Origin of the sequence: Arthrobacter oryzae, from assembly GCF_030718995.1 — a bacterium.
Classification (GTDB): Bacteria; Actinomycetota; Actinomycetes; order Actinomycetales; family Micrococcaceae; genus Arthrobacter; species Arthrobacter oryzae_C.
The window spans coordinates 1594395-1617132 of record NZ_CP132204.1 but is presented as its reverse complement, the minus strand read 5'-3'; the positions used below and the strand labels follow the sequence as shown (position 1 = coordinate 1617132).

The 22738-nt window shown below is 67.3% G+C and carries 24 protein-coding genes; 15 read left to right on the top strand and 9 right to left on the bottom strand.

All coding sequences use genetic code 11. The annotated features are described in order from the left end of the window. Positions 1-21: 21 nt before the first annotated feature. From pcaH to Q8Z05_RS07425, 9 genes are all read left to right on the top strand, one after another. The gene (gene pcaH, locus Q8Z05_RS07465; RefSeq protein ID WP_305942841.1) at positions 22-930 is read left to right on the top strand and encodes a protocatechuate 3,4-dioxygenase subunit beta; all 909 of its coding nucleotides are present in this window, start codon (positions 22-24) and stop codon (positions 928-930) included. 16 nt (positions 931-946) lie between these two features. Beyond that, a complete protein-coding gene (gene pcaG, locus Q8Z05_RS07460) occupies positions 947-1555 on the top strand; it encodes a protocatechuate 3,4-dioxygenase subunit alpha (RefSeq protein ID WP_305942840.1) in 609 nt (202 codons plus the stop codon). Positions 1556-1566: 11 nt separating this feature from the next. Continuing rightward, positions 1567-3012, top strand: a complete 1446-nt coding sequence (locus tag Q8Z05_RS07455) for a lyase family protein (RefSeq protein WP_305942839.1) — start codon at positions 1567-1569, stop codon at positions 3010-3012. Continuing rightward, the gene (locus Q8Z05_RS07450) at positions 3005-3823 is read left to right on the top strand and encodes an alpha/beta fold hydrolase (protein WP_305942838.1); all 819 of its coding nucleotides are present in this window, start codon (positions 3005-3007) and stop codon (positions 3821-3823) included. The genes Q8Z05_RS07455 and Q8Z05_RS07450 overlap by 8 nt, the downstream gene beginning before the upstream one ends. Continuing rightward, positions 3820-4266 carry a 4-carboxymuconolactone decarboxylase gene (gene pcaC, locus Q8Z05_RS07445; protein ID WP_305942837.1) on the top strand — a complete coding sequence of 149 codons (447 nt, stop codon included), beginning with the start codon at positions 3820-3822 and terminating at the stop codon, positions 4264-4266. Before Q8Z05_RS07450 ends, pcaC begins: the two co-directional genes overlap by 4 nt. Continuing rightward, positions 4263-5474, top strand: coding sequence for a thiolase family protein (locus tag Q8Z05_RS07440; RefSeq protein WP_305942836.1), 1212 nt, complete (start codon positions 4263-4265; stop codon positions 5472-5474). Before pcaC ends, Q8Z05_RS07440 begins: the two co-directional genes overlap by 4 nt. 3 nt (positions 5475-5477) lie before the next feature. Continuing rightward, on the top strand, positions 5478-6152 hold the full coding sequence (locus Q8Z05_RS07435) for a 3-oxoacid CoA-transferase subunit A (protein WP_305942835.1): 675 nt from the start codon (positions 5478-5480) through the stop codon (positions 6150-6152). 1 nt (position 6153) lies between these two features. Then, a complete protein-coding gene (locus tag Q8Z05_RS07430; RefSeq protein WP_305942834.1) occupies positions 6154-6849 on the top strand; it encodes a 3-oxoacid CoA-transferase subunit B in 696 nt (231 codons plus the stop codon). Positions 6850-6974: 125 nt separating this feature from the next. Continuing rightward, on the top strand, positions 6975-7799 hold the full coding sequence (locus tag Q8Z05_RS07425) for an IclR family transcriptional regulator domain-containing protein (RefSeq protein WP_305942833.1): 825 nt from the start codon (positions 6975-6977) through the stop codon (positions 7797-7799). Between the two features lie 22 nt (positions 7800-7821). Here Q8Z05_RS07425 and Q8Z05_RS07420 read toward each other — a convergent pair whose 3' ends face one another. Then, a complete protein-coding gene (locus Q8Z05_RS07420; RefSeq protein ID WP_305942832.1) occupies positions 7822-8286 on the bottom strand; it encodes a pyridoxamine 5'-phosphate oxidase family protein in 465 nt (154 codons plus the stop codon). Between the two features lie 110 nt (positions 8287-8396). Here Q8Z05_RS07420 and Q8Z05_RS07415 point away from each other — a divergent pair, with 110 nt between their 5' ends. Next, the gene (locus Q8Z05_RS07415) at positions 8397-9305 is read left to right on the top strand and encodes a diacylglycerol/lipid kinase family protein (RefSeq protein ID WP_305942831.1); all 909 of its coding nucleotides are present in this window, start codon (positions 8397-8399) and stop codon (positions 9303-9305) included. 22 nt (positions 9306-9327) lie between these two features. Here Q8Z05_RS07415 and Q8Z05_RS07410 read toward each other — a convergent pair whose 3' ends face one another. From Q8Z05_RS07410 to Q8Z05_RS07385, 6 genes are all read right to left on the bottom strand, one after another. Beyond that, positions 9328-10056 carry a maleate cis-trans isomerase family protein gene (locus Q8Z05_RS07410; protein WP_305942830.1) on the bottom strand — a complete coding sequence of 243 codons (729 nt, stop codon included), beginning with the start codon at positions 10054-10056 and terminating at the stop codon, positions 9328-9330. 8 nt (positions 10057-10064) lie between these two features. Further along, on the bottom strand, positions 10065-11504 hold the full coding sequence (locus tag Q8Z05_RS07405) for an amidohydrolase family protein (protein WP_305942829.1): 1440 nt from the start codon (positions 11502-11504) through the stop codon (positions 10065-10067). A gap of 10 nt (positions 11505-11514) precedes the next feature. Beyond that, positions 11515-12318, bottom strand: coding sequence for an aspartate/glutamate racemase family protein (locus Q8Z05_RS07400; protein ID WP_305942828.1), 804 nt, complete (start codon positions 12316-12318; stop codon positions 11515-11517). Further along, a complete protein-coding gene (locus tag Q8Z05_RS07395) occupies positions 12315-12998 on the bottom strand; it encodes a GntR family transcriptional regulator (RefSeq protein WP_305942827.1) in 684 nt (227 codons plus the stop codon). Before Q8Z05_RS07395 ends, Q8Z05_RS07400 begins: the two co-directional genes overlap by 4 nt. An 83-nt stretch (positions 12999-13081) precedes the next feature. Further along, positions 13082-14359 (bottom strand): MFS transporter, encoded by a 1278-nt coding sequence (locus tag Q8Z05_RS07390; protein ID WP_305942826.1) that lies wholly within the window; start codon positions 14357-14359, stop codon positions 13082-13084. 349 nt (positions 14360-14708) lie between these two features. Continuing rightward, positions 14709-15563, bottom strand: coding sequence for an amino acid-binding protein (locus Q8Z05_RS07385; RefSeq protein ID WP_305942825.1), 855 nt, complete (start codon positions 15561-15563; stop codon positions 14709-14711). Positions 15564-15796: 233 nt separating this feature from the next. On the opposite strand from Q8Z05_RS07385, the gene Q8Z05_RS07380 reads away from it, so the two are divergent. Continuing rightward, a complete protein-coding gene (locus Q8Z05_RS07380) occupies positions 15797-17017 on the top strand; it encodes a DegT/DnrJ/EryC1/StrS family aminotransferase (protein WP_305942824.1) in 1221 nt (406 codons plus the stop codon). 28 nt (positions 17018-17045) lie between these two features. On the opposite strand, the gene mscL is transcribed toward Q8Z05_RS07380, so the two are convergent. Then, positions 17046-17519, bottom strand: a complete 474-nt coding sequence (mscL, locus tag Q8Z05_RS07375; protein ID WP_305942823.1) for a large conductance mechanosensitive channel protein MscL — start codon at positions 17517-17519, stop codon at positions 17046-17048. A gap of 195 nt (positions 17520-17714) precedes the next feature. Between mscL and Q8Z05_RS07370 the strand changes: the two genes are divergently transcribed. From Q8Z05_RS07370 to Q8Z05_RS07360, 3 genes are all read left to right on the top strand, one after another. After that, complete coding sequence (locus Q8Z05_RS07370; protein ID WP_305942822.1) at positions 17715-18791, top strand: FUSC family protein; 1077 nt, start codon at positions 17715-17717, stop codon at positions 18789-18791. Positions 18792-18888: 97 nt separating this feature from the next. Further along, positions 18889-19644, top strand: a complete 756-nt coding sequence (locus Q8Z05_RS07365; RefSeq protein ID WP_305942821.1) for an IclR family transcriptional regulator — start codon at positions 18889-18891, stop codon at positions 19642-19644. 146 nt (positions 19645-19790) lie between these two features. After that, the gene (locus tag Q8Z05_RS07360) at positions 19791-20978 is read left to right on the top strand and encodes a 4-hydroxybenzoate 3-monooxygenase (RefSeq protein WP_305942820.1); all 1188 of its coding nucleotides are present in this window, start codon (positions 19791-19793) and stop codon (positions 20976-20978) included. Between the two features lie 94 nt (positions 20979-21072). Here the strand turns inward: Q8Z05_RS07360 and Q8Z05_RS07355 are convergent, their stop codons facing one another. Next, entirely contained in the window at positions 21073-21612 is a 540-nt protein-coding gene (locus tag Q8Z05_RS07355; protein ID WP_305942819.1) for a TetR/AcrR family transcriptional regulator, read from the bottom strand. 54 nt (positions 21613-21666) lie between these two features. Here Q8Z05_RS07355 and Q8Z05_RS07350 point away from each other — a divergent pair, with 54 nt between their 5' ends. Then, on the top strand, positions 21667-22722 hold the full coding sequence (locus Q8Z05_RS07350; RefSeq protein WP_305942818.1) for an FAD-dependent monooxygenase: 1056 nt from the start codon (positions 21667-21669) through the stop codon (positions 22720-22722). Positions 22723-22738 lie beyond the last annotated feature (16 nt).

Sequence of the window (22738 nt, the reverse complement as noted above, 5' to 3'; positions counted from 1 at the left end):
AACAATTGAAAGGAGGCTGCTGTGCCTGAAGACATCAACCTTGAGATTTTCAACGCCGACCCGATCACCGAAGACGTGTCGGATGCGGCGCCCCAGGCCGGAACCGAAGCCGCACCCAAGACCTATGCGCCGCTTGATGCCGCTGCGGAATCGCAGGCGGACCTCAGCGCCGAGATGAAGTCGATCGGCGAAGCGTATGCGAAGGCGCTCAAGGACGGCGCGCCGGCGGAGATCCAGCCCCGGCTGGACTACGCCCCGTACCGCAGCAGCGTCCTCCGCCACCCGACCAAGGACCTGCACCACGCGGATCCGGAGACCATCGAGCTGTACTCGCCGGCCTTTGGACACATGGACGTGCACGCACTGGAGTCGGACCTGACCATCCAGCACAACGGCGAGCCCCTGGGCGAACGCATCATCGTCTCCGGCCGCGTGCTCGACGGCGACGGCCGTCCCGTGGCCGGACAGCTCGTGGAGATCTGGCAGGCCAACTCGGCCGGCCGCTACATCCACAAGCGGGACCAGCACCCCGCCCCGCTCGACCCCAACTTCACCGGCGTGGGCCGCTGCATCACCGGCGCCGACGGCTCCTACAGCTTCACCACCATCAAGCCCGGCGCGTACCCCTGGAAGAACCACCTCAACGCCTGGCGGCCGGCGCACATCCACTTCTCGCTGTTCGGGCAGGAGTTCACCCAGCGCATCGTCACCCAGATGTACTTCCCCGGTGACCAGCTCTTCCCGCTGGACCCGATCTACCAGTCGATCGTGGACCAGGATGCCCGGGACCGCCTGGTGGCCACCTACGACCACGACCTCACCAGGCCTGAGTGGGCGATCGGCTACAACTGGGACATTGTCCTGACGGGCTCCAAGCGGACCTGGACTGAAAATGAAGCGTTCGGTACTGCAGGCGACGACAGTGAATAGGCAGAGGAGTAGTCGGATGAATAACACCACGAAGCTGACCCCCACCCCCGGCCAGACTGTTGGCCCCTTCTACGGCTACGCCCTCCCGTACGAGAAGGACCGTGAACTGCTGGCTCCGGGTTCGCCGGGCTCCATCCGCCTGCAGGGCACCGTGTACGACGGCGCCGGACACCCCATCCCGGACGCGATCCTGGAAATCTGGCAGCCGGATTCCGATGGAAACGTGGTGCACCGGACCGGTTCGCTGGTCCGGGACGGCTACACGTTCACCGGCTTTGGCCGCAGCGCCGTGGGCAACACCGGCGTGTACACCTTCACCACGGTGAATCCCGGTCCCACCGAGCCCGGCGCAGCGCCGTTCATCTCCGTGGCCGTGTTTGCCCGCGGCCTGATGAACCGCCTCTTCACCCGGGTGTACCTGCCGGAGAACGAGGAAGCCCTGGCAGCCGATCCGCTGCTCTCCTCCCTGGACCCCGAACGCCGCAGCACGCTGATTGCGCGCCGCGATGCGGATGGCGGCCTCACCTGGGACATCCGGCTTCAGGGCGAGGGTGAAACCGTGTTCCTCGACTTCGAGGGTTCCGGGCGTCCCGAAGGTGCAGCTTCCGGGGGCGCCGCACAGTGAATGATTTCCACGTGTCCGACGGTGACGTCGGCCTTCTGAGCCCCGTGTCGGCGTCGCCTGTTGTGGCGGCGCTGACGGGGGACCGGGCGGTGCTTGCGGCGATCCTCGCCGTCGAGGCCGGCTGGGCTTCGGTGCTGGAGAAGGCGGGCCTCGCGCCGGCCGGCTCTGCCGCCGTCGTGGATGCCGCCGCTGACGTGGACCGCTATGACGTGGCGGGCATCGCCGTGCGTGCGCAGGGCGGTGCCAACCCGGTCATCCCGCTGCTGGCCGACCTCCGCGCCGAGGTCAAGGCCCTGGATACGGACGGCGTGGGTGCCGTGAGGGCGGTGCACACCTCGCTGACCAGCCAGGACGTGCTGGACTCGGCGCTAATGCTGCTGGCAAAGAACACCGTTACGGCGCTTCTGGCTGACCTTCGCGGGATCACGACGGCGCTGGCGGCCATGGCGGAGCAGCATGCGGAGACGCTGTGCGTCGGCAGGAGCCTGACGCAGCACTCGCTGCCGTTTACGTTCGGGCTCAAAGCGGCGCAGTGGTTCCACGGATTGGCCGCTGCCGCGCGGCGCCTTGAAGCTGCCGAGCTGCCGCTGCAGACCGGCGGCGCCGCGGGCACGCTCGCCGCCGCGACGGTGCTGACGCGGGACTCGGTGGAGACGCCGTTCGACCTTTCGGGGAACCTGGCCGCGCACCTTGGCCTGGCGGCAGCACCGGGTCCGTGGCACACCAACCGGCTGGCCGTCACGGCGCTGGGCGATGCGCTGACTGCGGTGACGGATGCGCTGGGCAAGATCGCCAGCGACGTGCTGTTCCTCAGCCGGCCGGAAGTGGGCGAGCTCGGAGAACCCCGGGCCGCCGGGCGCGGGGTGTCCTCGGCGATGCCGCAGAAGCAGAACCCGGTTTTGTCCGTGCTGGTCCGCAGCGCCGCACTGCAGGCCCCGAACCTGGCCGCGCAGCTGCACCTGGCTGCGGCCAACTTCAACGATGAACGCCCGGACGGCGCCTGGCACAGCGAATGGCTCGCCTTCCGGCAGCTGCTCCGCCTGGCGCTCGGCTCGGCCGGGCACCTGCGCGAGCTCGCCGAAGGCCTGCAGGTCTTCCCGGATGCCATGCGCCGCAACCTGGAACTGTCCGGGCCGCTGCTGCTCAGCGAAGGAGTGTCCGCCGCCGTGGCGCCGCTGCTCGAAGAGCGGGACGGCCACAGTGGCAAGCAGCAGCTCCAGGAGGTGGTGGACCGGACGCTCAAGGCTCCGTCCGCCGAGCAGTCCGCCACGTACCGCCGGCTCCTGCGCGAAGCGGTCCCGGTCAGTGCCCTTCCGGACGAACGGCTGGAAGAACTCCTGGACCCGGCGAGCTACCTGGGCCAGGCCGCTGAGATTTCCCGCCGCATCCTGGCCGCCTTCCCCGACTTTGCGCGCACGCCCACCAAAACAGATCCGAACGGAGACCCCCGTGGCTAGACCAACAGTCAAGGCAGTACTGCTCTCCCCCCAGCGCCGGCTGGGGGACAAGCCCCTGCTGGTGGTGGGGCCGTCACTAGGGACGTCCTCGGTGCTGTGGACGCAGGCCGGCGCACTGCTGGGTAACGACTTTGACGTCGTCGCCTGGGACCTGCCCGGCCATGGCGTCTCACCGGCCGCGACGGAATCGTTCGACGTCGCCGAACTGGCCGACGCCGTCGTCGAACTTGTCGATTCCATCGCCCCGGGCGAGCGGTTCCACTACGCCGGCGTGTCCCTCGGCGGAGCCACCGGGCTGCAGCTGGGCATCAAGCACGGCGAACGGCTCAAGAGCCTCTCCGTGCAGTGCTCCGGCGCCAAGCTGGGCACCCCCGAAGGCTGGCTGGAGCGAGCCGAAACCGTCCGCACCCAGGGCACCGCGGTGATGATCCAGGGGTCGGCGCAGCGCTGGTTCGCACCCGGATTCATGGAACGCGAGCCCGAGCTCAGCAGCCGGCTGCTGCACTCCCTGCGCGACGCCGACCGCTTCAGCTACGCGTTCTGCTGCGAGGCGCTGGCCGGCTTCGACGTCCGGGCAGAGCTCGGCAGCATCCGGGTTCCCACCCAGGCTGTTGCCGGTGCGGAAGACGGTGTTGCGCCGCCGTCGTTCGCTGCGGAAGTAGTGGCGGGAATTACTGCCGGAGGCGGCACCGCCAACGCGGTGACGCTGGAAGGTGTGGCGCACCTGGCTCCGGCCGAAGCGCCCGCCCACGTGGCCGAGCTGCTGCGCAGCCTCATCACCTGGAGCGAAACCAGCGGAGCAGCCAAGTGACCGGCGCAGGGGCACAGCGCCCGGGCGCCGAACGGAACGGCGTTGTCCAGCCGGACGCCACCAGCAAGGAAGTCTACGACGGCGGCATGGTGGTCCGCCGCGAGGTGCTCGGTGCCGCGCACGTTGACCGCGCCAACGCCAACAAGGACTCCTTCACCGAGGATTTCCAGGACATGATCACCCGCATTGCGTGGGGCGGCATCTGGACGCGGCCCGGGCTGACCCGGCAGATGCGTTCCGCCGTCACCATCACCGCCATGGTGGCGCACGGGCACTGGGAAGAACTGGCCATGCACATCCGCGCAGCCATCACCAACGGCCTGAGCAGGGATGAAATCAAGGAAATCCTGCTGCAGACCGCCATCTACTGCGGAGTTCCCTCCGCGAACACCGCCTTCAAGACAGCGCAACAGGTTTTTAAAGAAATGGATGCATCCTCATGAATCAGGCTTTTGTGTACGACGCCGTGCGCACCCCGTTCGGTAAGTTCGGTTCCGGTTTGGCCGCGGTGCGTCCGGATGACCTTGCGGCGCATGTGATCGGTGAGATCGTCAAGCGTGCTCCGGGTTTGGATCCTGAGCGGATTGACGAGGTGGTGTTCGGCAACGCCAACGGCGCGGGGGAAGAGAACCGGAACGTGGCCCGGATGGGCACGCTGCTGGCCGGGCTGCCGGTCTCGATCCCGGGCACCACGGTCAACCGGCTCTGCGGATCCTCGCTGGACGCGGCGATCATCGCCTCCCGGCAGGTCAACGCCGGGGACGCGGAGCTGATGCTGATCGGCGGGGCCGAGTCGATGTCGAGGGCTCCGTGGGTGCTGCCGAAGACGGAGAAGCCCTACCCGGCCGGTGACCTGAACCTGGCCTCGACCACGCTGGGCTGGCGGCTGGTGAACAAGGCGATGCCGAAGGACTGGATCATCTCCCTGGGCGAGGCCACCGAACGCCTGGCCGGGAAGTACGGCGTGACCCGCGAGGCGCAGGATGAGTTTTCGGCGAACTCGCACAACCTGGCCGCCGCGGCGTGGGACGAGGGCTTCTATGACAACCTGGTGGCTCCGGTGCCGGGCACGGACCTGGTCCGCGACGAAGGGATCCGGGCGGGGTCTTCGGCGGAGAAGCTTGCGGGGTTGAAGACGGTGTTCCGCACCGAGAACGGCACGGTCACGGCCGGGAACGCGTCCCCGCTTTCCGATGGGGCGTCCGCGGCGTGGATCGGTTCGGAGAACGCCGCGGGGATCTTGGGGCTGGAGCCGCTGGCGCGGATCGCGGGCCGGGGTGCGCACGCGAACGATCCGCAGTATTTCGGGTACGCCCCGGTGGAGGCTGCGAACAAGGCCCTCGCGAAGGCGGGCATCAGCTGGGAGCAGGTGGGCGCCGTCGAACTTAACGAAGCGTTCGCCGCGCAGTCCCTGGCGTGCATCAACGCCTGGGGGATCGACCATGAGATTGTGAACCGGCACGGCGGTGCGATCGCGATGGGCCACCCCCTGGGCGCGTCCGGCGGCCGGATCCTGGGCACCCTGGCCCGGTCCCTGCAGGCCTCCGGTGAGCGCTGGGGCGTCGCCGCGATCTGCATCGGCGTCGGCCAGGGCCTCGCCGTCGTCCTCGAAAACATGACCGTTGCCGAAACCAGCACAGGAAAGGCGTAAGCAATGCTGAATTTCATTGACACCGTCGGCGAGGCTGTCGCCGGCATCAAGGACGGCTCAACGGTGATGATCGGCGGCTTCGGCAACGCCGGCCAGCCGTTCGAACTGATCGACGCCCTGATGGACTGCGGCGCCCGCGAGCTCACCGTGGTGAACAACAACGCCGGCCAGGGCGACCAGGGCCTGGCCCTGCTCATCAAGGAAGGCCGCGTGAAGAAGATGATCTGCTCCTTCCCGCGGCAGTCCGACTCCTGGCACTTCGACGCCAAATACAAGGCCGGCGAAATCGAACTGGAACTGGTCCCGCAAGGCAACCTGGCCGAGCGCATCCGGGCCGCCGGCGCCGGCATCGGCGGCTTCTTCACCCCCACCGGCTACGGCACCATGCTGGCCGAGGGCAAGGAAACCCGCATCCTGGACGGCCGCGGCCAGGTGTTCGAAACCCCCATTCACGCCGACGTCGCGCTCATCAAGGCACTCAAGGCGGACGGTGTCGGCAACCTGGTGTACCGCAAGACCGCCCGGAACTTCGGCCCCATCATGGCGGCCGCGGCGAAGCACACCATCGTCCAGGTCTCCGAGATTGTCCCCACCGGCGGACTCGACCCCGAGAACGTCGTGACCCCCGGCATCTACGTGAACAGCATTGTTCGCGTCAACTCACTGAAGGTGGCCTGACATGAGCGCACAGACAAGCAGCGAGACCGGCTCGATCCAGACCAGCGAGACGCCCCTGGGCCGCGACGACCTGGCCCGCCTGGTGGCGCGCGACATCAAACCCGGCTCGTTCGTGAACCTGGGCATCGGCCAGCCCACCCTGGTGTCCAACTACCTCGCGCCGGAGCAGAACATCACGCTCCACACCGAGAACGGGATGCTGGGCATGGGCCCGGAAGCCAAGGGCGACGAGATTGATGAGGACCTCATCAACGCCGGCAAGATTCCCGTCACCGAACTCCCGGGTGCGTCCTACTTCCACCACGCCGACTCGTTCGCGATCATGCGCGGCGGCCACCTGGACATCTGCGTACTCGGCGCGTTCCAGGTCTCGGCCACCGGTGATCTGGCCAACTGGCACACCGGGGCACCGGACGCCATCCCGGCCGTGGGCGGCGCGATGGACCTGGCCACCGGTGCCAAGGACGTCTTTGTGATGATGACGCTCCTGACTCGCGACGGTGCGTCCAAGATCGTGGAGGCCTGCACCTACCCGCTCACCGGCGTGGGCTGTGTGACCCGCGTGTACACGGACAAGGCGGTGTTCCTCACGGGCCCCGACGGCGTCCAGGTGCGCGAAACGTTCGGCTGCACGCTCGAGGAGCTTCAGGCCCTGGTGCCGGTCCCCCTCACAGCAGCTCCCGCCGTCGAACGCTAACCGCCACGGCCCACAGCGCGAACGGACATTTAAGCCCCACGCAGGGGCCGGAAGTGTCCGTTCGCGCTCACCCGGGGGGCCGGAAGTGCCCGTTCGCGCCGGGCGGGCTAATAGGATTAGTAACCATGACCGACGCAGCAGCAGAGACCGCGCCCAGGCCCTCCTCTGCGCCCCAGGCGAGTGACCAGTACGTGCAGTCCCTGGCCCGCGGGCTGGCCGTGATCCGGGCTTTCGACACCGACCACCCGGTGATGACCCTTACTGAGGTGGCGGCACGCACCGACCTGACCCGCGCCACCGCCCGCCGTTTCCTGCACACCCTCGTGGAACTGGGCTATGTCCGCACCGACGGGAAAACCTTCGCCCTCACGGCCCAGGTGCTCCAGCTCGGCTACGCGTACCTGTCCGGCCTGTCGCTGCCCCAGTTGGCCCAGCCGCACCTTGAGGAGCTTTCGCTGCGGCTCGGCGAGTCGACGTCGGCCGCTGTCCTGGACGGGAAGGACATTGCCTACATTGCACGCGTCACCACCCGCCGGATCATGAATATCGGCATCACGGTGGGGACGCGGTTCCCGGCCTACGCCACGTCCATGGGCCGCGTGCTGCTGGCCGCCCTTCCGCCGGCCGCGTTGCAGAAATACCTCGATGAGGCTGAGATCAAGCCGCTCACGCCCCGGGCCATCGGCACCAGGAAAGACCTGGTTGCCGCCCTGGACGTGGTCCGCGCGCAGGGCTGGTGCCTGCTGGACCAGGAGCTCGAACTTGGCCTGATGTCCATCGCTGCGCCGGTCTACCACGGCCCCACAAAGGTGGTGGCAGCCATCAACGTGTCGCTGCAGGCACAGTCCGTGGCCACCAAGCCGGATCCCAAGGCCTACCTCGAGATGGTGCAGAAGGAAACTGTGGAGACGGCCCGGCTGATTTCCGCGGACCTCTCAGCCAAGCACTGAGCGCCCGGCAAAGCCCGCAGGCTCAGTCCTGCTTCCCGTGAAGGGTGATCGGCTCCACGGGCGGCCACCACTTGGTGGGCGGACCGATGACAAACCGGCGCCCGCTCACTTCGCTGGGCGTGATCCGGACCAGGATGTCCTTCGCCCCTTCCTGCCAGGGCGACGGCGTCTCGGCAGGGGCGTCTTCGCCGGGCTGCACCGCCCCAGCCGTCCCCTTGACCACCACGCTCCATGCGATGGTTCCGTAGACGTTCAGCCCGTCGGCTTCGAGAACCACCGGTTCCCCGGAGAGCACGGCGTCCAGCTTGGTTCCGGGTCCCGTCCGGAAGATCACTGTGCCCTCGTCAGGCAGGTAGTTCACGGGGAAGATTTCCGGCTTGCCGTTGCTGATCACCGCCAGCCGTCCCACGGAGGCGGAGCGAAGGTGCTGCCAGCATTCACGGACGGTAAGTTCTGCTGTTTCCGGCCCCGGCCCAGAGGTGTTCATGGTGCTGAGCCTAGGCGTCCGGTCCGCGTTGCGGCAAGGCAGTAAGACCCTGATTTCAGTTACGCTTCACTTTGGGGGAATCCCCGGACCATCTGCCTGCGAAGGACGTCATGACCCAGAACAGTAAGCGCGCGGCCATCATCATCAATCCTGCCAAGCCGGTGGACGTTGACGTGCGCGCCCTGGCGGCCAAGCACTGTGCGGAGAACGGTTGGGGCGAGCCCATCTGGCTGGAGACCACCAAGGAGGATCCCGGCGTCGGGCAGGCCAAGGAAGCGCTCGAACAGGGTGCCGACATGGTGATTGCGGCCGGCGGTGACGGCACCGTGCGGTGCGTCGCTGAGGTCCTGTCAGGCGGTGACGTGCCGATGGGGCTGCTTCCGTTCGGCACAGGCAATCTCCTGGCCCGCAACCTGGGCATGGACGTCACCGACTTTGACGGTGCCATGGCCGGCGCCCTGGCAGGTACGGAGCGCAAAATCGACGTTGTGCGCGCGGTCCGGAGCGATCCCGACAAAGAACAGCTCTTCCTGGTGATGGCGGGTGTGGGCTACGACGCCACCATCATGGCGGACACCAACGAGGACCTGAAGGACAAAGTGGGATGGCTGGCCTATGTGGATGCCGGCATCCGGAACCTGCCGGGCAAGCCGGTGAAGGCCACCGTCGTGATTGACGGCAAGACCGTGGTCCGCCGTGGAGTCCGCAGCGTAATGATCGGCAACTGCGGCAAAGTCCAGGGCGGCCTCGAAATCTTCCCCGACGCCAAGGTGGACGACGGTCTGATGGATGTTGCAGTACTCGCGCCCCACCATGGCCGCCTGGGCTGGCTGTCCGTGCTGGCAGGCATCATCGGCAAGGGCCGGAACAAGGACACCTCCGTGGAGTACTTCCAGGGAAAAACGGTGGAGGTAACGCTGGAACACAACGATGACTACCAGCTGGACGGAGACCACGAGGGCGAAGGCAAGCACGTCCGGATGACCATCGAACCCGCAGCGCTGACCCTGCGCATGTAGGTCCTCCCCTGGCCGCAGTGCCCTACCCGGCCAGCAGCCTGCCCCACTTCGGCGCGAGCAGGGGAGACCCGGCCAGTTTGAGGCAGTGCCACAGCGTCACAGCCACGGAATCCAGCACGGGAACGCCGGTTTCCTCCTCGATTTCCGCCGCGATATTGGCACCGTACAGGTTCGTGCAGAGGTAGATCAGGGCATCGGGGCGGGCTGCTGCGAGCTCCAGCGACCCCGGCCGCATTTCGTCGTCCGTGACCCGGCCGAATGACTCGTTGTCGCTGAGTCCCAGTGCCCGGTGGTCGATGGTCTTGATGCCGTCCCGCTCGTAGGAGGCCATGACGGCGCGGTTGACGTCCTCCGTGTACGGGGTGAAAAGGGCGATCCGCTCCGTGCCGAAGGACTCAAAGGCCGCCAGGTAGGCGAGCGTGGACGTGGTGGCCGGAACGCCGGTTGCGTCCACGATTTCCCGGACCAGTTCGCGGTCGTGGTCTGCGCCGAGCCAGGACCCGGACGTGCCGTTCCAGGCGATGACATCCACATCGGCCGTCGCCAGTTGCTCGGCGGCGGCCCGCATGACGGCGGGATCAAACTGCTTGTCGGAGGAGCGGTCCAACGCGATCCGGGTGACGGGGATCCGGGTGAAATGGATGGTGACGTCGTCCCGGTCGCCCAGGATGCGGTAGCTTTGCGGCTCCAGGCAGGTGTTCGAGGACGGCACGATCATGCCGATGCGGGTCTTGCGTACTGCGGAAGGCATGGATGCTCCTACTTTGCTGTGGAAAGGGTTGCGGGAGTGGCAGTGGACCCGGCGCCGGAAGCCAGATGTTCGCGGAAGCCGTTACGGGCCACGAAGCGCCCCACGGCGCCGGGATCGTGGAAGCCGCCGCCGTCGAGCACCACGCGCCCGGCGGACACCACGACGGCGGGCCAGCCGGTGAGTGCCCGGCCGTCGAAAGGCGAAAAATCAGTTCCCATGTGCAGCGCGCCGCCGTCGACCGTCCGTTCCTCGGCGGGATCGAAGATCACTAGGTCGGCGTCGAAGCCCTCGGCGATGGATCCTTTGCCGGGCAGCGCGTTGATGCGGGCCGGCCCGGCGGCGAAGACTTCCACGAAGTCCTCCACCGAACTGCCGGCGGACGCCATGGCCGTGAAGGTGACCGGCATCCGGGTTTCCACGCCGGGCAGGCCGTGCGGCATGGCGCGGATGTCGTCCGTGCGTTCGCGTTTCTGCGAGAGGTCATAGCAGGAGTGGTCCGAGGAAACTGTGTGGATGGCGCCGTCGGCCAGCCGTTCCTTGAGCGCGGCGACTGTTTCGGGGCTGCGCATGGGCGGGCAGCAGGCGTACCACTCGGGGAACGCGGAGCCGTACACCGTGTCATCGAGCGTGAGGTAGTGCGGGCAGGTCTCGGAGTAGGCTTCCTGGCCGCGGGCCCGCGCGTCGGTGACAAGGTCCACGGCGCCGGGCGTGGACTGGTGCACGAAGTAAACCGGAGCCTTGGTGTACTCGGCCATGGCCAGGGTTTCCTTGACGGAAATTTCCTCGGCAAGCTCCGGACGGGTCCGGTGCAGGTGCTCGATCCCGATCCTGCCGTCGTCGGCGTGCTGCTGCGTGCAGTCGCTGATGATGGGGTCGTGTTCGGCGTGGATGTAGGTGAGGCCGTCCAGCCGGACCATCTCGCGCATCACCTTCAGGATGGTGTCTCCGTCCGCCATGGTGGTGCCGCGGTTGGTGGTGTACATCTTCACCGAGCGCACACCCTCGGCGGCGAGCTGCTCCAGCTGCCAGGGAACGGTCTCGTCCCAGCTCACCACCGAGCCGTGCAGGGCGACGTCGCAGCGGGACTCCTGCGCCAGTTCCTTCTTGTGCAGGACCGCCGCCAGCGGTGTTTCCTGGGCGTCGCGGGGAATGCCGAAGTCGATGATCGTGGTGGTGCCGCCCCAGAGCGCGGCGGTGGAGGTGGTGCGGTAGTCGTCCAGGGTGCGGAAGCGGCCGGTCACCTGGGCCACGTGGCAGTGGCCGTCCACGCCGCCGGGAATGACCAGCCGGCCCGCGGCGTCGATGGTGCGGGCAGCGGCGGGGACGGGTTCGGCAGCGTCGACGAGCTGTTCGATGCGGCCGTCGTGGACCACCACGTGGGCGTTCCGGCGGCCGAAGCTATTCACCACGGTGCCGTGGGCGATCACGAGGTCTGGAGTGCGGGACATCGTTGTCCTCCTACTTGGTTGAAGCGGCGCTTGTTGAAGCGGTGGATGCAGACTGGGCGGCCGCCAGGGCGGCGTCGAGGTTTTCGGAGAGCCCCTTGCGGGCTTTCACGGGCGGCGGCGCGAAGGCACCCGCGCGGTGGGGTCCGGACTGAAGTCCGACGACGGCCTCCGCCATGCGGATGCCGGCTGAAATGCCGTCCACCACGGGAACCGGGATCTGGCCGCGGAGTTCGCGGGCCAGCCCGGCGAGGGGTGCCCCGGCGAGGATGACGACGTCGGCACCGTCCTCCGCGACGGCCTGCCGGCTGAGGGCCAGCAGCGTTTCCTTGAAGTCCTGCTGCACGGAGCCAATGGTGTTGAGGCTCTCGTTGATGGAGCGGATGGAGGCGAGCCGGCCGCCGAGCCCGAATCGCTCCACGCAGTCCAGGTACCAGGGCCGGATACGGTCTGAAATGGCGATGATCGAGAAACGGTGCCCCTGCAGGGCGGCGGCGCACAGCGCGGCTTCTGTGATGCCGATGACGGGAACATCCGTGAGTTCCTTCAGGGCCGGCATGCCCGGATCGCCGAAAGCCGCCACTACGACGCAGTCGATGGATGCGCCGTCGACAGGTGCCGCGGCGTACTCGGCGATCACCTCGGCCACGGCGCCGGCGGCGATCAGGGCCTCAAAGCGGGTTTCGATGTATTCGACGCCGTGCCCGGCGGTGCGGACCACCAGTTCGGTGCCCGGCGAGGCGGAGCGCAGGGCTTCCGATTCGATCAGCGCCGTGACGTCGTCGCTGATATTGGGGTTGATGACGAGGAGTTTCATTTCTTCTTCCGGTGAAGGGAGGGTTCTGTTTTCTGGAAGTCGTCCGGGAACTGTTCGCGGTATTTGCCGATGTGCGACGCCGACTGGGCGGCGGCGCGGTCCGGATCGCCGCTGGCGATGGCGGCGTAGAGCTCGCGGTGCTCCTGGATCAGTTCGGGCAGGTCGCTCACGTGGCGGAACAGCCAGTGCATGCGGCCCTGCAGCGGCTCCAGGGCGGACCTGAGGAAGCCGTTGTCCGCGATCCTGGTGATGGCGTCGTGGAATTCGCTGTTGGCGCGGTGGGCCTCCATGACGGCGCCTTTAGCGAGGCAGCGTTCCGCTTCGTCCAGCAGCCCGTCGAGGTAGCTGAGGTCCTCGGCGGTGGCCCGGACGGCGGCGAGCCGGCAGGCCAGCACCTCCAGGGACTGCCGGACATCGAAGAGGTCCTCCACGTCTTTGGGGCTGAGAGTGCTGACTTCGGCGCCGCGGGCGCCCCGGTCGCTCAGGAGTCCTTCCTGGCGAAGCATCCTGAGCGCCTCCCGGACGGGGAGCCGGGAGACGTTGAATTCCGCTGCCAGGTCGCGTTCCACCAGCCGGGTGCCGGGAGCGTAATGCCCTTCAAAGATCCTGGTGCGGAGTGTGTCCCGGACGGTCTCGCGGAGGGGGCGTTCCTTGTCCTGGGTTTCTTCTGCGGCAAGCATGGTGCTCCATTCGGGTTCTTGAGGGGTAGTGCGCTCCCGGCGCCGGGAGGAGGTGCTGCGGTGCCTAGCTTAGGGCCGGTGGCCTAGACGGGCAGGCGCTTGTTGTAATCCAGCAGGAGAACGGACACGCCCATGATGATCGCGGACCCGACGAAGTACAGCAGCGCCCAGGTGTAGGAGCCGGTGGCGCCCACGATCAGGCCGACGGCGATCGGAGTGACGAAGCCGGAGATGTTGCCGCTGAAGTTCATCGCCCCGCCGAGGACGCCGGCGTTGGTCCGGCCGCCCAGGATGGAGGGGATGCTCCAGAAGAGGCCCACCCAGCGGAGGAAGAACATCACCACGGAGAGAAGTACGACGGCGGTGGTCGGGTCAGCGACGACGGTCACCCCGATGAGGCCGCCGATCACGACGACGCTGGAGATGCCCAGGAGCGTCCGCATGACGCGGTTGGCCGAGGCGCCGGCCGCCCGCCACTTGTCGGCGATGGTGCCGCCGAGGATTTCACCGACGAAGCCGGCGCCGAAGATCACGAAGGTGGACCAGCCGATGGTCTTGAGGTCGAAACCCTTGGCCTGGGCGAGGTACAGCGGTCCCCAGGTGAGCAGGCCGTAGAACACGCCGTTGAAGCCCAGCCAGCCGAAGCACATGGCCCAGAAGGAGCGGAACTTCAGGTACGGGAGCAGGGCGCGCTTGCCTTTGCTGCCGTCCAGTTCGGCTTCGGCATCCTCGGCGGCGTGGGAGGCCTCGATGTATTCGGCCTCGGCAGCGTTGACGCCGCGGTGCTGGCGCGGGTTGTCCCGGACGTACCACCAGACGGCGAGGCCCATGAGCACGGTGGCGGCGCCGGCGATGATGAAGGCCGTACGCCAGCTGCCGGTGGAGGCGATCAGGCCGGCAATCAGGATGCCGCCGAGCCCGGCGCCCAGGGGAGCTCCGGCGTCAAGGATGGTGGCGCCGCGGCCGCGTTCGGATTTGTGCATCCAGACGGCGTTGAGCTTGCCGCCGGCGGGCATGACGCCGGCTTCGGTGACGCCGATGCCGAGGCGGGCGATGAACATGCTCAGGAAGCCGCCGGCCAGGCCGGAGGCTGCAGTTGCAGCTCCCCAGCCGACGCAGGAGGCTGTCATGACCTTGCGTGGGCCGAACTTGTCGATCAGCCAGCCGACGGGGATCTGCATCAGGGCGTATGTCCAGAAGAAGGCGGAGAGCAGGAGGCCCACCAGTTCCGGGGCGAGGTTGAATTCCTTTTGGATGATGGGGAGCGCCACCGAGATGGATCCACGGTCAATGTAGTTGACGGCCACGAGGACGAGGAGCAGGAGGAAGAGCTTCCAGCGGACGTTGGTGCGCCGTTGCACGCCGTCCTTGCCGGTTTGGTCTGTTTGGCCGGTCTGGCTTGTTTGGCCCTCAGGTGTTTGAACGTCTGGTGAGTCGGGTCCGGTGGATGATGTTTGGGTGCTTGGAAGAGACACAGCTTCTCCTTCACGGGGAAGATTGCGGGCAGGGGTAAGACTCTGGGCCGGCCGCGGCCTGGTCGGGCGGAGGCTTTGCGCTCCCGTGCTGGATCCGGGGATACGCCATGGGTGGCGCCAGCATTCGGGAGGATGTGCACTTTTGGGATCCCGTTTTGGGATCCCAAAAATAAAGATAGAAGTGACCCCTGCCACTGTCAAGGTTTTTCGGACGACACCTGTCCGGACCGCCTATTTACCGATTGTGACTGCCGGCCTCTGGCGTGTGCGCCAGGATCTCCGCGAGTTCGGCCAGCCGGTGCGCCCGCGCCGACTCCGCGGGAGTGAACGGTTCGCCCGGCCGGTAGAAGGTGATGGGGCCGTGCCAGGCGGTAGGGATCTTGAGCACCGTTCCGGCGTCGGCCGAGGCCGGAGCTTCCTGGCGGCCCTCAACGGCCTCGGGAACAATCCTGGCCGACAACAGCTCAGCGACGGCCAGGGGAAGCTCATCCGGGTTGCCGGCAATCCGCGCTGCCAGGCTCAGCGCCTTGGTCTGACCGTCCGCCATTGCCAGGGCCGTGGTGGGCCAGACGTGGGGGTGCCTGCCGCCTCCTGAGCGCAGGGCATCCACCAGTTCACGTTCGCCGAGGTTCCCGGGAGCTGACAGGACGAACTCGTCGAGCACGCCGCCTGCCACCGGATGAAGGTGGATGCTGAGGATATTGGTGTCCAGCCGGGCAAGCGCCTGCGTGATTTTCTGGAGTGAGCCGGGCTGGTCGTGCAGTACGGTGCGCGCACGCCACAGGGCCGGTGCAGTGGTCAGCCGTTTGCGGTGCCGCAGTGCCGGAGCGTGCAGCCAGCTCCTCAGCATCCGGGCCGCGGAAGGCTCCGCCACCCAGATCACCAGCACCGTGGCGGTCAGGGTGAGGACCAGGACTTTCGCCACGTAGGGGAGATGCGTCTCCACCACGGCGGCGTGCACCAGCAGCTCGATGGGCAGCATGACAGCGATGTTCGCCAAGGTCAGCCGTGTTTTTGTGGGCTCCGGCATCTGGCCGCAAACCTCGCAGCTCAACTCGGCCGGTTCGGGGGACTGTGCCTTGCGCTTCATACTCACATCATGTCCGCGCGCTGTTTCAGGGGCGTTGCGCCCGCGTCACGATTACGGGCGTGAAGCCTCCACGGCTGGGCAGGTAATGGCGGGGTGTCCTGCGGCAAGCAATCCAAGTATTGCCCGTGCGGCATGGCGGTCGCCAAGCGGGTATTCCGCACCGTAACAGCGGTGTCCGGAGGGAAAATGCGCGTACGTGACTCTCGTGACTGCAGCGACGATTGGCGCGTTGAATGGAAGGGCATATCCATTGCCGTTTTGACGAGCGGGAGGACGCGGTGACCATCAGCGAAGACCGTGCGGTTAGCCACATCGGTGTTATGAGGCCGTGGCTCGGGCAGGAGGAAGCGGATGCCGTCGTGCAAGTGCTTGCTTCGGGCCGCATGGCCCAAGGCCCGCGCGTGGGACAGTTTGAGGAGGCGTTCGGAGCGGCGCAGCAGGCGCCGCACGCCGTTGCAGTGTCAAGCGGAGCCGCGGCACTTCATCTGGCGCTGAGGGTGGCCGGGATTCAACCGCAGGACGACGTCGTCATGCCCTCGTTCTGCCCCACAACGGCCGCCGACGCCGTCAGCAGCCTGGGCGCCCGGCCGGTCTTTGCCGATGTCGAGGCGGATACCGGCAACGTATCGTACGGCACCATCGAGGAGTCCCTGACGCCGGGTACGCGGGCGGTGATCGTTGTGGACCAGGGAGGCGTGCCGGTTGACCTGGACCCGATCAAGGAACTGTGCGACCCGCTAGGCGTCACGGTCATCGAGGACGCCGCATGCGGAGTGGGGTCCACGTACCGGGGCCGGCCGGTGGGAGCCGGAGCCGACCTGGCCGTGTGGTCCTTCGATTCATGCGAGGTGCTGACCACCGGGGATGGCGGGATGCTGACCACCCGGAATGAGGCCTGGGCAAGCCTGGCCCGGCAATTTCGTGAAGAAAACGGAAGCGGTTCCGGAGCCGAACACGGCATGACCGACCTGCAGGCTGCCATCGGACTGGTGCAGCTCGGGCGGCTGCAGGAAGCCGTTGCCCACCGCCGGGAAATTGTGGCAAGCTACCAGCTTGCCCTCTCGCGGATCGGGGGCGTGCGGTTCCTCAGGGAGCCTGACTACGGCACCAGCAATTTCCAGTCCTTCTGGCTTGAAGTGCTGCCTTCGTTCGCGCTGGCGCGCGATGAGCTTCTGGACCGGCTGTCGCGCGACGGTATTTCGGCCGGCGCCGGGCTGACCGCGGTCCACCGCCAGCCGGCCTACTGGCACAGGGACATTGGCTCGGCAGACCTGTCAGTCACCGAACGGCTGGTGGACAGGCTGGTGGTCCTGCCGGTCTACCATCAATTGACTCCCGGCGAGCAGTCGCGGGTCCTGCGCTCCGTCCGGCTCGCTGCAGCCGGGATACCCGTCACCGTGCGGCGGGGGAAATGGAACGGCGGGTTCCGGCGGGCGGACGCCGCCAGCGCCTGATCACACCCTCGTCAGCGCGGGTCTTCTTTCAGCGCGGGTCGTCGGACTCCTTCGCTGCCGGTCCGGCCGCCTTTCCCGCCAGGACAAGCTCCCGGTCGTTACCCGCGAGCTGGGCCAGCAGGTCGCGGATCTCGGCCAGCAGCGCCGTGTCCGCCGGCAGGGGCTCTTCCTCGGGTTCCGCCGTCGCCAGCCGGCTCTTCACCAGCGAATTGATCTTGTTCATGGGCGCCACGAAGATGAAGTACACCACCGCGGCGGTAATGAGGAACGTCACGAAGGCGGTGATGACTCCGCCGAAGTTGACGAACGTTTTGTCGTTGCCGGGCCAGATGTGGAAGCCGAGCCCTTCGGTCTGGACGCCGCCGGCCGCGGCGATGATCGGGTTCACGATGTTCGTGGTGAAAGCGCTGACCAGAGCCGTGAACGCCGTGCCGACGACGACGGCGATGGACAGTTCGATCACGTTGCCGCGAAGGATGAAATCTTTGAATCCTTTGAGCATGGGGGCCTCCGGTATGCGTTTCAGTCTGCGATTCAACCGATAGACGATACCAGTCCGTGCGGCCACACGGCCCGTTCCCGTGTGGTGGGGCGTGACACATTCGACGGCGGCGCCGTGCGGCCCGGGCGTAGGATTTGGAGTGGACGCCAACGCTGCCGCCATCAGACCGGCACCGTATGGAAAGGCGCGACCCCCGTGAAGATGCTCGCCGAGATGTTCACTATTGCCCCCGGCAACAAGGACCATCACGTAGCCATCCGTTGCGCCGTCGGCGTCTTTGTCCCCCTGATCATCCTGGTCCTCATGGACCGGGTGGATCTGGCAATCTTTGCTTCCTTCGGCGCCTTCACCGGGATCTACGGCCGCGGCGAGCTGCACCGGAAGCGGCTCTTCATCCAGATGCGCGCCGGATCGCTCATGCTGCTCGTTATGCTCCTGGCCACCCTGTCCGCCCGGGCCAGCCAGGCCCTCGGGCTGTCGGAGACGGCCAGCACGTGGACGCAGGTGGCAGCCACCACGGTGGTTGCGGGTGCGTGTTCGCTGGTGATTGCCTGGTGGCGGCACCGGCCTGCCGGTTCGTTGTTCCATATCTTCGCCTTCGCGGCCATCGCCTCGATACCGAACCAGCCGCCGCTCTGGCAGTGCATGCTCGTCGCCATCCTGACTACTGGGTTCTGCCTGCTGATCGGCATTTCCTCCCGGCTGGTGCGGAGCCGGCGAACGCCGTGGGCCATGCCCGAGCCCGCCAGGCTCACACCGGGCGAAAAGCGTGCCGCACAGCTCGAAGCGGTGGGCTACATCGTGGCTGCGGGCCTTGCGGGAACCCTGGCCACCGTGGTGGGCCAATGGCTGGGGTTCGGCCACAACTACTGGGCCATGGTGGCTGCCGTTGTTCCGTTGGTGGGCCGGACCACCCGGCACCGGGTGGCACGGGGCATCCAGAGAATCATCGGCACCGTGCTGGGGCTGGTTGTCCTGGCCGGCGTGCTCCTGCTGAATCCTGCCCCGTGGCAGATTGTCCTGGTGATCGCCGCCTGCCAGTTCGGGGCGGAGATGTTTATTGCACGCCAGTATGTCCTGGCGCAGATATTCGTGACGCCGCTGGCCCTGAGTGCCACATTGCTGGCCGCCCCCGCTGCGCCGGACGTCCTGCTCAGGGACAGGATCGTGGAGACGGTGATCGGCGCCGCCGTCGGCATTGCGGTTGTGGTGGCCCCGGCCGTGTGGCGGCGGCTGCGGGCGCGGGAAAAGGCGCAGCGCCTGGCGGCATAAGGACGCGCGCCGTAATCCAGGTAACGCCCGACGGCGGCCCCTACCGGCGTGCCCCCGCACATGAGACACTTCAAACCATTCAATGGAAGGTGGCGGCGTGGCAAACTCGGGCTCAGGGGATTCGGTGGTGGACCGTGTGGTCCGCGTTATCGGCGCCTTTCCCGAGGGTGTCAACGTCCTGCCGCTCTCCGAACTCGCAGCCCGGGCGGGGCTTCCGCTCACCACGGCGCACCGGCTGGTCCGCCAGCTGGCCGGCCACGGACTCCTGGATGTCGGGTCAGGCGGTTCGGTGCAGCTGGGACTGCGGCTCTGGGAGCTGGTCAACCGCAATTCGCCCACGCTGGAACTGCGCCAGGCGGCCATGCCGTTTATGGAGGACATCCAGCAGGTCCTGAACCAGAACGTGAACCTAGCGGTACTGGACGGCTGGGAAGCGCTCTTCGTGGAGCGGCTTTCCCGGCGCGGTTCCGTGGCTAACCGGGCGCAGGTGGCCGGCCGCATGCCGGTCCACGTATCGTCCGCGGGACTCGTCCTGATGGCCAACCAGCCTCATGCCGTCCAGGCGGAATACCTTGCTGGCTTCCGGGATCCGGCCGGCAGGCTGGCAGTGGAGCAGCTCCGCGCGCAGCTCAGCGAGGCTGCGCACCAGGGCTACGCCCAGCTGGCCGGTGTGGTGGATCCGGACACCTGGGGCATCGCCGTCCCCGTGACGGACCGCAAGAAGCGGACGGTGGCCGCGATCGGCGTCGTCGTTCCCTTGCACGAGGTGCGCCTCCAGGCGCTGGTGCCGGCGCTGCAGACAGCCGCCCGGGGCATCGGACGCCGGTTGGCTGAGCTGCAGGGCCCCGCGTAGCGAGGATTAAGAGAAGTGCAGCGCCATGATTCCATTCAACGGAATTCCCGTAACGCCGATCACCCCTTCGGGCGCACACTGTTAGCCAGACGATCCAACAGGCCCCGGACTCATCCGCCGGCCGCCGCAACGAAGCGAGGAACACCATGGCAGCCCGCAAAGTCATCACCACCCAGGTGGCCATCCTGGGCGCCGGCCCGGCAGGACTGATGCTCTCGCATCTGCTGGCCAAGGCCGGCATCGAATCCACGGTCATCGAAATCCGAAGCCGCCAGGAAATCCAGGAGACGGTCCGGGCCGGCATCCTGGAGCACGGCACCGTGAACATGCTGGTGGACAGCGGCGTCTCGGACCGGGTGCTGCGGGACGGGGACCGGCACGACGGCATCGAACTGCGCTTCAACGGCGAGAGCCACCGGATCGACTTCCAGGACCTCGTGGGGGAGTCGGTGTGGCTGTACCCGCAGACGGATGTGTTCATGGACCTCGCCGCACGGCGTGAGGCCGACGGCGGGGACGTCCGCTACAGCGTCACGGACACCACCATTCACGACATCGAGCGTTCGCCGAAGGTGTGGTTCACGGACGCCGAGGGTGTGGAGTATGAGCTGCAGGCCGACTTCATCGCCGGTGCGGACGGTTCCCGGAGCCACTGCCGCTTCCAGATCCCCGAGGCGGACCGCAAATGGTACTTCCACGAATACCCCTTCGCGTGGTTCGGAATCCTGGCCGAGGCGCCGCGCAGTTCCGATGAACTGATCTACGCCAACTCGGAGAACGGCTTTGCCCTGATCAGCCAGCGGACCGAGACCGTCCAGCGCATGTACTTCCAGTGCGATCCCAATGAGGACGTCAACGACTGGAGCGAGGACCGCATCTGGGACGCCTTCCGCAGCCGGGTCAACGGCAACGGTTTCGAACTCAAGGAAGGACCGGTCATCGACAAGATGGTGCTGAAGTTCCGCAGTTTTGTCCACGCCCCCATGCGCCACGGGAAGCTGTTCCTGGCCGGCGACGCCGCGCACACGGTGCCGCCCACCGGGGCCAAGGGCCTGAACCTTGCCATCCACGACGTCAAGGTCCTGTTCGAAGGACTGGAAAGCTACTACAAGGGCGGCTCCACTGTGCTGCTGGACGTGTACAGCGACCGCGCGCTGGAACGCGTCTGGAAAGCCCAGCAGTTCTCCTACTGGATGACGTCCATGCTCCACACCCCCGTGGATGCGGATGACTTCTCCCGAGCACGCCAGCTGGGCGAGCTCAACTCCGTTGTTTCGTCCCGCCACGGCAGGGCATACCTGGCCGAGGCCTACACCGGCTGGCCGTCCGCCTGACGTTTTCCGGCGCAGGGGACTCCGGCGCGGCGGGCTTTGCCGCCCGGGGAGGGTGGCCCTCCGCCTGACTTCGTGCTCTGTGGCGGACGGCGAATCAGGGCGCCAGCAGCCGCCGGACTGCTGCGGCGATGGCTGCAGCGTCAGGCTGCTCGTCCCGCCTGACCGTGAGGAGGTGGAGCAGCACGCCGTCGCCGTAGTCCGCCACGTCGCGGGCACGGGCAGGCGCATCAGCTACCCCTAGCGCGGTGAGGGCCTGTTCCAGGCCGCCCACCAGGCGGAAGTGCCCGGCTGTCACTGACTCGGGCCGGTCGAGCGAGAGGGCCAGCCGGGCCCGGGTAAGGCCGGCATGTTGTCCGGCCAGGGCCAGCACCAGGCGGGCCAGCTGATCCGCCAGCTCCGCAATGTTCCCCGGCAAGCCGGCCGGTCCCTGGTCCTGCAGGAGCGCAGCGTCCAGCTCCAGCAGGCGGTCCAGCACCGCTTCGACGAGGTTGGCGCGGTTCCGGTAGTAGTTGGAGGTGGTGCCTTCGGGCAGCTGGGCCGCTGCATCAACGGCCCGGTGGGTAAGGCCTTTCATGCCCTTTTCCGCCACCACCTTGAGGGCGGCATCCATCAGTTCCATGCGGCGGTCCGGCATGGGACCAGTGTAATTGCCCTTCCAATTCACTACAAAAGTAGTAACATTGCCGGCATGGAAACAATCTCGATTGTTGGCGGTGGCATTGCCGGCCTGGCGCTGGCCTCCTGCCTGGACCAGGACCGCTTCGAGGTGACCATCATCGAGAAGCGGCCGCAACTGCCGGCCGTTGGAACAGTGCTGGCCATGTGGCCCAACGCGCAGCGCGCGCTGGAAAGAGCGGGCGTCCTGGCCGAGGCCCGGGCCGTGAGCCCTGTGGTTGGAAGCGGCTCCATCCGCGATGCGTCCGGCAATCCCTGGATCACCGTGAACGGCGGCGATATGTTTGGCATTTCCAGGATCGACCTCCTGCGCCTCCTCGACTCCGCCGTCCCCGCATCGGTCCGGCGGACAACGGCCACAGCCGCTTCCGTGCCGGCGGAGGCGGGACTGGTGGTTGGCGCCGACGGCGTGCACAGCGTTGTCCGCCGGGAAGCGTGGGGTGCGAGTGCTGCCGGCCGGCTCACGTCCTGCCTTGCCGTGCGCGGCATCGTTCCTTCCCGGGTGGACCCCCGTGAGGTGGGCGAGTACTGGGGCCGGGGAGACCTCTTCGGCGTAGCCAACGCCGCCCGGGGCATCAATTGGTACGGGAGCTACCGCTCCGATCTCGGCCCGTCCGGCATCGACGTGGCCGCGGTCCTTGAGCAGACCCGGCATCACTTCGCAGGGCATGCTCCGGTGATTCGCCGTGTGCTTGCCGAGGCCACGCCTGAACACACTCTCGTGCAGCGGATCTGGACCACACCGCGGCTGCGTTCCTACGTCCGCGGCAACGCGGTGCTGATCGGTGATGCCGCCCATGCCATGACGCCAAACCTCGGCAGGGGAGCGTGCGAGGCATTGGTGGACGCGACCACGCTGGCTGAACTGTTGAACACTCTTCCCGTGAAGGAAGCCCTCGCGTCCTACAACCGCCGGCGGCGGATCCGCACGCAGGCCCTGGCCCTGGCGTCCTCCGCGATGATGAGGGTGGCACTGGCGGATCGTGCCCAGCCGCTCCGTGACCGCCTCCTGGGGCTCGCCCGACGGCGGAACCAACGCGCCGCCGTCGTCAGCAGTTCCCCGCGGTGATCAGCGGTTAGCCAGG